The organism is Crenalkalicoccus roseus, from assembly GCF_004761865.1.
Taxonomy (GTDB): domain Bacteria; phylum Pseudomonadota; class Alphaproteobacteria; order Acetobacterales; family Acetobacteraceae; genus Crenalkalicoccus; species Crenalkalicoccus roseus.
Window position 1 is genome coordinate 1 of sequence record NZ_SJDM01000074.1, and the last position, 8,239, is coordinate 8,239.

Annotated in this window: 9 protein-coding genes; all 9 read left to right on the forward strand. The window is 72.9% G+C overall.

Annotated elements, in window-relative coordinates; translation table 11 throughout:
- The coding region (locus ET526_RS20380) for a hypothetical protein (RefSeq protein WP_135470798.1) at positions 1 to 667 on the forward strand (667 nt) is incomplete at its 5' end.
- A 7-nt stretch (positions 668 to 674) separates the two neighbouring features.
- Positions 675 to 1,136: a DUF6511 domain-containing protein gene (locus ET526_RS22240; protein ID WP_240048510.1), complete on the forward strand. Its 462-nt coding sequence runs from the start codon at positions 675 to 677 to the stop codon at positions 1,134 to 1,136.
- A 12-nt stretch (positions 1,137 to 1,148) separates the two neighbouring features.
- The gene (locus tag ET526_RS20390) at positions 1,149 to 1,580 is read left to right on the forward strand and encodes an HNH endonuclease signature motif containing protein (protein WP_158295652.1); all 432 of its coding nucleotides are present in this window, start codon (positions 1,149 to 1,151) and stop codon (positions 1,578 to 1,580) included.
- The gene (locus ET526_RS20395) at positions 1,568 to 2,341 is read left to right on the forward strand and encodes a hypothetical protein (protein WP_135470800.1); all 774 of its coding nucleotides are present in this window, start codon (positions 1,568 to 1,570) and stop codon (positions 2,339 to 2,341) included. The genes ET526_RS20390 and ET526_RS20395 overlap by 13 nt, the downstream gene beginning before the upstream one ends.
- Positions 2,338 to 3,621 carry an ATP-dependent DNA helicase gene (locus tag ET526_RS20400; protein ID WP_135470802.1) on the forward strand — a complete coding sequence of 428 codons (1,284 nt, stop codon included), beginning with the start codon at positions 2,338 to 2,340 and terminating at the stop codon, positions 3,619 to 3,621. The genes ET526_RS20395 and ET526_RS20400 overlap by 4 nt, the downstream gene beginning before the upstream one ends.
- Positions 3,614 to 6,571 (forward strand): DUF7146 domain-containing protein, encoded by a 2,958-nt coding sequence (locus ET526_RS20405; RefSeq protein ID WP_135470804.1) that lies wholly within the window; start codon positions 3,614 to 3,616, stop codon positions 6,569 to 6,571. The genes ET526_RS20400 and ET526_RS20405 overlap by 8 nt, the downstream gene beginning before the upstream one ends.
- Before the next feature lie 231 nt (positions 6,572 to 6,802).
- Positions 6,803 to 7,288: a hypothetical protein gene (locus tag ET526_RS20410; protein WP_456305132.1), complete on the forward strand. Its 486-nt coding sequence runs from the start codon at positions 6,803 to 6,805 to the stop codon at positions 7,286 to 7,288.
- A complete protein-coding gene (locus ET526_RS20415; protein ID WP_135470808.1) occupies positions 7,285 to 7,512 on the forward strand; it encodes a hypothetical protein in 228 nt (75 codons plus the stop codon). Before ET526_RS20410 ends, ET526_RS20415 begins: the two co-directional genes overlap by 4 nt.
- Positions 7,502 to 8,056, forward strand: coding sequence for a DUF6456 domain-containing protein (locus ET526_RS20420; RefSeq protein ID WP_135470810.1), 555 nt, complete (start codon positions 7,502 to 7,504; stop codon positions 8,054 to 8,056). Before ET526_RS20415 ends, ET526_RS20420 begins: the two co-directional genes overlap by 11 nt.
- The last annotated feature ends 183 nt before the right edge of the window (positions 8,057 to 8,239 follow it).

Here is an 8,239-nt window from a genome sequence, read left to right on the forward strand (position 1 = left end):
GCGCATGGAGATCCGCAAGGGCGGCATCGACGGCGCCAGCGAGGTGGATCGCGGCCTGCTCAAGGCCGCCAAGACGCCCGGCAGCGATGTGCGCCTGCTCGACTGCGAGTTCACGGTGGTGGCGGGGCCGCACGCCCGGCGGAAGTTCTGGCAGAGCTTCACGGTGGCCGGCGGCAAGGTGGACGAGCAGGGTGTGTCCATCGGCTGGAAGATCTCCAAGGGGATGTTCCGGGCGATGATCGACAGCGCCTGCGGCCTCGACCCCAAGGACATGAGCGAGGCGGCCAAGGCCAGGCGCATCCTGCGTGGCCTCGCCGACCTCCACGGCATCACCTTCGCGGCCAAGCTCCGCATTGAGCCGGCGAGCGACCCCCGTTACGGCGACAGCAACCGCCTCGACCGCGTCGTGCTCCCGGGCGAGCCGGAATACGCGCGCATCATGGCCGGCGAGGCGCTGCCGCCGTCGCCGTCCGCGCAGCGCGCGCCGCGCCCGGCCTCCGCGCCCGCTGCGGCGGCGGCGCCCGCCTGGGCCAACGCGGGCGCGCCCCGGGCGCCGGTGGCGACCGCCCCGGCCTGGGCCGCGCCGGCCGCCGTGCCGCCCGCCCAGCCCGCGCCGCCGCCCGCGCCGACGCCGCTCTCCAACGGTCCGGCCTGGCTGAACGGCTGATGGCGGCGTGGCGCGACGACGCTGGGGGGCGCGGCCGCGGGAGGGGCGTGCCCTGGCCGACAGGCCCGCGCCCCTGCCGGGCTGCACGCCGGCCGACCAGATCCGCCGGCTCACCTGCGCGCTCTGCGGCCGCGAGGCGAAAGGCTTCGGCTACGTCCATGGGCTTCGGCTCGGCGTCCACCCGAAGCTGTCCTTCTGCTCGATGCGCTGCTGCGACGCTGGCAGTGCGCTGGCACGGCGGAGGGGCGGCGTGATCGACAAGACCCCGATGGAGGAGCGCGCGATCAAGGAGGCGCGCCGGCCGCTCGCCGAGGTGCTGATCGAGCTGAACCTCATGGCGCCCTTCCACGACCGCAGCGCGGCGGAGATCGACCGCATCATCGAGGCCTGCGTCGACGGGTTCCAGGCCTCGATGCAGCGCCAGGCCGCCGAGCGCGATCCGCTCGACGACCCTATTCCTTTTAGTTGAGGGGACATCGCCATGAGCACCGGAGAGATCTGGCGCGACGTCCCCAGCGTGCCTGGCGTGCTGGCCAGCAGCGAGGGGCGCGTGATGATCGCGCCGTATCGCGGACCGATGCCCAACGGAGGGGAGCGCCCCTACGGCGGAACGCCGACCTTCGGCGTCTGGAACAAGACCGACGGGCGCTTCGTCACGACGGTGGGAGAGCGCACCTGGAAGGTCGCGCGGCTCGTCGCAGAGGCATTCCACGGACCGCCTCCTTTCGAAGGCGCCGTGGTGATGCACCTCGACGAGAACGCGGCCAACAACCGAGCGAGCAACCTCCGCTGGGGCACGCAGAAGGAGAACCTGAACGCGCCGGGCTTCCTCGAATACTGCCGCAACAGGACCGGGGCAGACAGCCCGACGGCGAAGGCGCGCCAGAGGCGGAGTGTAGGATGCTCGACCTGAACTCCGGCTCCGGCGCCGTCTACGGGCGAGGCGATGCGCGGCCGGGCGACGCCGCCGCCATCACCGCCCGCATCAACGCGCATCTCGACGCCGCCCTGCTGGCACGGCGGCGGCAGCAGCGTCCGCGCGACTACCTCGGCGGCAGCCGCGTCGGCGAGCCCTGCGCCCGCAAGCTGGTCTACGAGATCACCCACGCGCCGAAGGACCGCGACGTCGAGCCGGGCCTCCTGCGGGTGTTCGACGCCGGCCACCAGTTCGAGGCGCTGTCCATCCACTGGCTGCGCCTCGCCGGCTTCGACCTGCGCGACCGCGGCGCGGATGGCGGGCAGTTCGGCTTCGCGGCGGCCGGCGGTCGGCTGCGCGGCCACGCCGACGGCGTGATCGTCGGCGGCCCCGCGGTCGGGCTGCGCTGGCCCGCGATGTGGGAGCACAAGGCGCTCGGCCAGAAGTCCTGGACCGACCTGGTCAAGCGCGGGCTGCGCCTCTCCAAGCCGATCTACTTCGCGCAGGTGCAGCTCTACATGGCCTACCTCCAGCTCGAGGTCGCGCTGCTCACCGCGCTGAACCGCGACACGCTGGCGCTGCACCACGAGGCGGTGCCCTTCGACGCGGCGGAGGCGCAGCGCCTGTCGGACCACGCCGTCGACATCCTGCGCGCCGCCGAGGCGGGCGAGCTGCCGCCGCGCATCGCCCAGGCACCCGACTTCCACCTCTGCCGCTCCTGTCCCTACGCGACCCGCTGCTGGGAGGCGGGGCCATGAGCATCAGCCCTTCGCCGCAGCAGGCCGACGCGATCGCCGCGATCGTGGAGTGGTATCGCCACCGCCGCGGCCAGCAGCAGGTCTTCCGCCTGTTCGGCTATGCCGGCACCGGCAAGAGCACCATCACCGCCGCCGCCATCCAGGCCCTCGGGCTCGACCCGCTGGCGCGCGGCGGTGGTGGCGCGGGCGGCGTGCTGTTCGCGGCCTTCACCGGCAAGGCCGCGCTGGTGATGACCCGCAAGGGCACGCCGGCCTCGACCATCCACTCCCTGATCTACCGCGTCTCGGAGGCGACGCCGGAGGAGATCGCCCGGGTCGAGACGGAGCTGGCCAATCTGCGGCGCACCCGCCCGCGCATGGGGCCGGCCGAGCGCGCCTTCGCCGAGACGCAGATCCGCCGCCTCGAGCTGCGGCTCGCCGACATCCACAAGCCCACCTTCCTGCTGAACGAGCAGTCGCTCGTCCGCGACGCCGCGCTGGTCGTGCTGGACGAGGTCTCCATGGTCGGGCGGGAGATGGCGGCCGACCTGCTGGCCTTCGGCAAGCCGATCCTGGTGCTCGGCGACCCCGGCCAGCTGCCGCCGATCAAGGACGCCGGCGCCTTCACCGACGCGCCGCCCGACGTAATGCTGACCGAGATCCACCGCCAGGCCGGCGAGAGCGCGATCATTCGCCTCGCCACCATGGCCCGGCAGGGGATCGAGATCCCGCCCGGGCCGCACGACGAGCACGTCTGGAAGCTGCCGCGGAGTGCGGTCAGCCCCGCGCAGATGCTGCGCGGCGGGCAGGTGATCTGCGGACGGAACGACACCCGGCTCTGGCTCAACGCCAGCATGAAGGCGGCCGCGGGCTTTCCCGACATCTATCCGGCGGGGCGGTCGGAAAAGATCATCTGCCTCAGGAACCGCCACGACCTCGGCCTGGTGAACGGCATGTTCGTCAGCCTCTCCGGGATCGAGGACGAGGACGAGCTCAGCTTCCGCGCCAGCGTCACCACCGAGGACGGCGTCGCCATCGCCGGGCGGCATCGCTTCTACAAGGGGCACTATGACGACCATCTGCGGCGCGATCCCGAGCGCGAGCGCCGCGACTGGCGCGCGCTGCGCGGCCTGATCGAGACCTCCTGGGGCTACGCCATCACCTGCCACAAGGCGCAGGGCAGCCAGTGGGAGAACGTGATCGTCTACGACGACCGTCTCTCGCGCACGCCCGAGGACCGGGCCCGCTGGCTCTACACCGCGATCACGCGCGCCGAGCGCGGGCTGGTGATCCTTGATTGACCTGAATGACGCGACGGTCGCGCCTTCCCGCTACGACCTCGAGGCCATCGTCCAGCGCCTGCGCGACACCGCCCATGCCTGGGTGCCGGGGCTCTTCCCCAACGGCCGGCGCCAGGGCGACGAATGGCGGCTGGCCAACATCCAGGGCGATCCGCCGCGCCGCTCCGGCTCCTGCGTGATCATGCTGCGCGGCGAGCATGCCGGCGACTGGCACGACTTCGATGGTGATGAGGGCGGCGGGCCGCTGTCCACGCTCGCGCACGGCACCGGCCTCGCCGACCGGGCGCTGTTCGCGCGGGCGGCCGAGATGACCGGCTGGACGGGCGAAGGCCCGGCGCGCCTGGAACCACCGCCGGCACCGAAGCCGGAGCGCGACGCCGCCCGCGACATCGCCTTCATCCTGGAGCACGCGCAGCCGATCCAGGGCACGGCGGCGGAGCGCTACCTGCAGGGCCGCGGCCTCGCCGTGCCCGAAGGCGCCGACCTGCTCTCCCACCCCGACCTCGCGCATTTCGAGACCCGCGCCGGCTATCCGGCGATGGTAGGCCTGGTGCGCAACCGCGCCGGCGAGGTGGTGGCGGTGCATCGCACCTACCTCCGGGAGGACGGTGGGACCGTCCGCAAGGCCGATATCCCGAAGCCGCGCATGGTGCTCGGCCGGAGCGGCGGCGGCACGGTGCGCCTCGCCCCGATCGGCCCGGCCGGCGTGCTCGGGCTCTGCGAGGGCATCGAGACCGGCCTCGCCGCCATGCTGGCCTGCCCCGGCCTGCCGGTCTGGGCGGCGCTCTCCACCAGCGGCCTCGAGCAGGCGCACCTGCCGCCGGAGGCGCGGAGCGTGGTCATCCTCGCCGACCACGACGCCTCCGGCGCCGGGCTCCGCGCCGCCGAAGCCGCCGCCGCCAAGCTCCGCCTCGAGGGCAGGCAGGTCGCGATCGCGCTGCCTCCGACCCTGGGCGACGACTTCAACGACATGCTGCGGCGCGAGGGGCCGGCGCCGATCGCTGCGCTGGTCGATGCGGCGATGCGGCAGCCCAGCGGCGACGTTGCGCCCGAGGAGCCGGAAACCGGCCGCCACCTGCCGATCGGCTTCGTCGAGCCGGCGCATCCGCTCCCCACCGCCCGCGCCGACGAGGGCAATCTCGACCGCGCCACCGCCCGTGCCTGGGGTCTCGTGCTGTCGGCGAACCGCTCGCCCTGGCTGTTCCGGCTCGGTGGCGAGCCGTCCTGGGTCGTCCCCGACGATGACGGCCGCCCTGTCGCGGTCACCGTGCGCGAGGAGCGCCTGCGGCACATGCTGGCGAAGCTCGCCGACTGGCGAAAGCTCAACGCCAAGGGCGACCTGGTGCCGGCGCCGCCCCCGACCGGCCTGGTGAAGTCCCTCGTCGCGACGCCCGATCCGGCGCTGCCGGTGCTGGCGGGCATCGTCACCGCGCCAGTGTTCGGCCGGGCCGGCACGCTGCTGACCGAGCCTGGCTACCATCCCGACGCGCGGCTGCTCTACCGACCGCCGCCGGGATTCGTGCTGCCGCCGGTCCCGGACCGACCCACGGCCGCAGAGATCGCTGCCGCCCGCAGCCTCCTGCTCGGCGAGCTGCTCGGCGACTTCCCCTTCACCGGAGAGGCCGAGCGTGCCCACGCCCTCGCCCTGCTGCTGCTCGGCTTCGTGCGGCCGATGATCGACGGGCCGACGCCGCTGCACATGATCGAGAAGCCCACGCCCGGCACCGGCGCCACCCTCATGGTGGACGCCATCGCCACCATCCTCACCGGCTCGGGCGCCGCCGTCATGACCGAGGGCCGCGACGAGGACGAGTGGCGCAAGCGGCTCACCGCCAAGCTGCGCCAGCTGCCGACCCTGCTGCTGATCGACAACCTCCGCCAGGAGCTCGACAGCTCCGCCCTCGCCGCGGCGCTGACCGCCTCCCTCTGGGAGGACCGCGTGCTCGGCGCCTCGGACATGGTCCGCCTGCCGGTGCGCTGCGCCTGGGTCGCCACCGGCAACAACCCGGCCGTCTCGCACGAGATCGCCCGCCGCCTCGTCCGTATCCGCCTCGACGCCCGAACCGACCAGCCCTGGCGGCGCGACGGCTTCCGCCATCCCGACCTGATGGGGTGGGTGCGCGCGAGCCGCGCGAGGCTGGTAGCCGCCTGCCTCACCCTCTGCCGCGCCTGGATCGCGGCCGGCCGTCCGCGCGGGCGCCGGAGCATTGGCAGCTACGAAACCTGGGCACAGACGATCGGCGGCGTGCTGGAGGTGGCCGGGCTCGAGGGCTTTCTCGGCAACCTGGACGAGACGATGACGGCGTCCGATGGCGAGGGGGCGACCTGGCGCGGCCTTGTCTCTGCCTGGTGGGATCGGTTCGGCAGTGCCGAGGTCGGCATCACAGACCTCTACGGCGTCGCCATCCAGGTCGAGCCACCCCTACCGCTCGGACCCGGCAACGACCGCTCGCAGCGCATCCGGCTCGGCAAGGCCCTCAGCAAGCTGCGCGACCGCGTCTTCCGCATCGGCCAGCGCAGCCTCCATGTCGAGGCCGCAGGCACCTACCAGGGCGCCGGGCGGTGGCGGCTGAAGCCGTCCCAGGACGGAGGCACGGACGAACATCCACCACTTTCAGCGCGGGGTGCTGACCCCGTGAATGTTTGGCCCGCCGTGAATGTCGGTGAATGTGCGTCTGCCAACATTCACGGGCGAAACTCAGCGGAAAACCGAGGCTTCCTCGGGCCTCGTGAATGTCGTGAATGTTATTCCCATGCCCACGCGTGCGCGCACGCGCGCGCGCCCATGGGGGAAGAGACGGAACAACATCCACCACATCCACGACATTCACCGGTCCCAGGCAATCCGCCGGTTTCCGCCGGTGAATGTGCCGGTGAGGGTCAAGCCGCACATCCACGGACATCCACCAGGCCCGGGACGGAGCCCGCCTGGCTGGACGGGGTGCCGTGATGCGCCGTCCGCACAGCACCGGCCCGCCGGCGAGCGGTCCATTCGGAAAGCCGGGCAGCGACGGCGAGCTCCGCCAAGAACCGCGCCGTCGCCGCCCTTACGGGGCACCCCACCGGGCGAACGCCCGGTGGGGACCCCGACCACAGCCATCCCCTCTCGGAGACCACCATGGCTCCCTCGACTCTCCCCATGCCCGCGGCGCAGGCAAGCAGCCCCCAGATCACCGCACCGTTGCCCATCGCGCTCCGGCTCCACGCCGTCCTCGCCCTCGACCTCGGCACCACCACCGGCTGGGCGCTGCGTAGCCAGGATGGCGGCATCACCTCCGGCACGATGACCTTCCGACCCGGCCGCTTCGAGGGCGGCGGGATGCGCTACCTCCGCTTCCGCGGCTGGCTCGGCGAGGTCGCCAATCTGTCCGGCGGCCTGGCCCGCATCGCCTTCGAGGAGGTGCGGCGGCACGTGAGCACGGACAGCTCGCACGTCTATGCCGGCTTCCTGGCGACGCTGACGGCCTGGTGCGAGCAGGAATCCATCCCGTACGAGGGCGTGCCGGTTGGCACCATCAAGCGCTTCGCTACCGGCAAGGGCAACGCCGACAAGGCGGCGATGGTCGCCGCCATGCGCGTCCGCGGCTTCGCGCCGGCGGACGACAACGAGGCCGACGCCCTCGCCCTGCTGCTCTGGGCCACCGAGGGCCGAGGAGGCCGGGCATGAGGCTGCCCGCCGCGCCGGCACTGCCGCGATCCAGCCTCGACATCGGCCGCAGCCCGACCACCGAGGCCGAGCTGAATGCCATGCGCGCCGCCGCATGGCACCAGCACGGCGTCGCCGCGCTGTCGGTGGAGGACATCGCCGATCCCTGGCTGCGCCAGGCGATCACCAACGAGGCCAATCGCCGCTGGGGGCGGCGCGAGGGAAGGCATGCCCATGGCCGCTAAGCGCAAGGCCAGGCGGACCACGCCGCCGCGCGAGGACCTGTCGAAGCCCTCGCCATGGCGGCTGCAGCACGGCGGCTTCTCCGAGCCGGTCCGCGAGGCGGACCCCGAGACCGGCACGCCGGTGCAGCACCGCCGCGCTGTCGACACCCTCGGCCTGATGCTGGCCAACGGCACGATCACGCCGGAGATGCACGAGGCAGGCTGCATCTTCCGGACGCTGTTCCGAGCCGCTGCGCTGGATGGCATCGCCACCTCGCAGCTGATCCGACTGGCGGGCGCGACGAACGGCGACGTCTCGAACCGGCAGCTCGACGCGCGACGGCGCGTGGCTGAGGCGCTGGACGCGCTGGGCGGCCACGACAGCCCCGCCGGCTCCTGCGCCTGGTTCGTGATCGGGCTGGAGTTCTCGGTCCGCGAGTGGGCGATGCGCCAGGGCTGGGCGGGACGGACGGTGCATGGGCCCGTGGCGCAGGGCATCCTCGTCGCGGCCCTCGGCATGCTGGCGAAGCACTTCGGGCTGACGCCGCGGCAGCGGGCGGCGTGACGCGGCGCGGCCGGGACGGCGCGCACCATCCCGGCCGCGCTGTTACAATTCACCCCATGGCGGCCCGCAAATCGATGCAGCTAGACTCCGGACACGTAGAGAAGGTGCGCAGGCACCGCGGCTGCACAGCCACTCTGCGGAACGATGGCGACCGTGGCTCGCGAGCCGCAGGGTCCTTCCTGG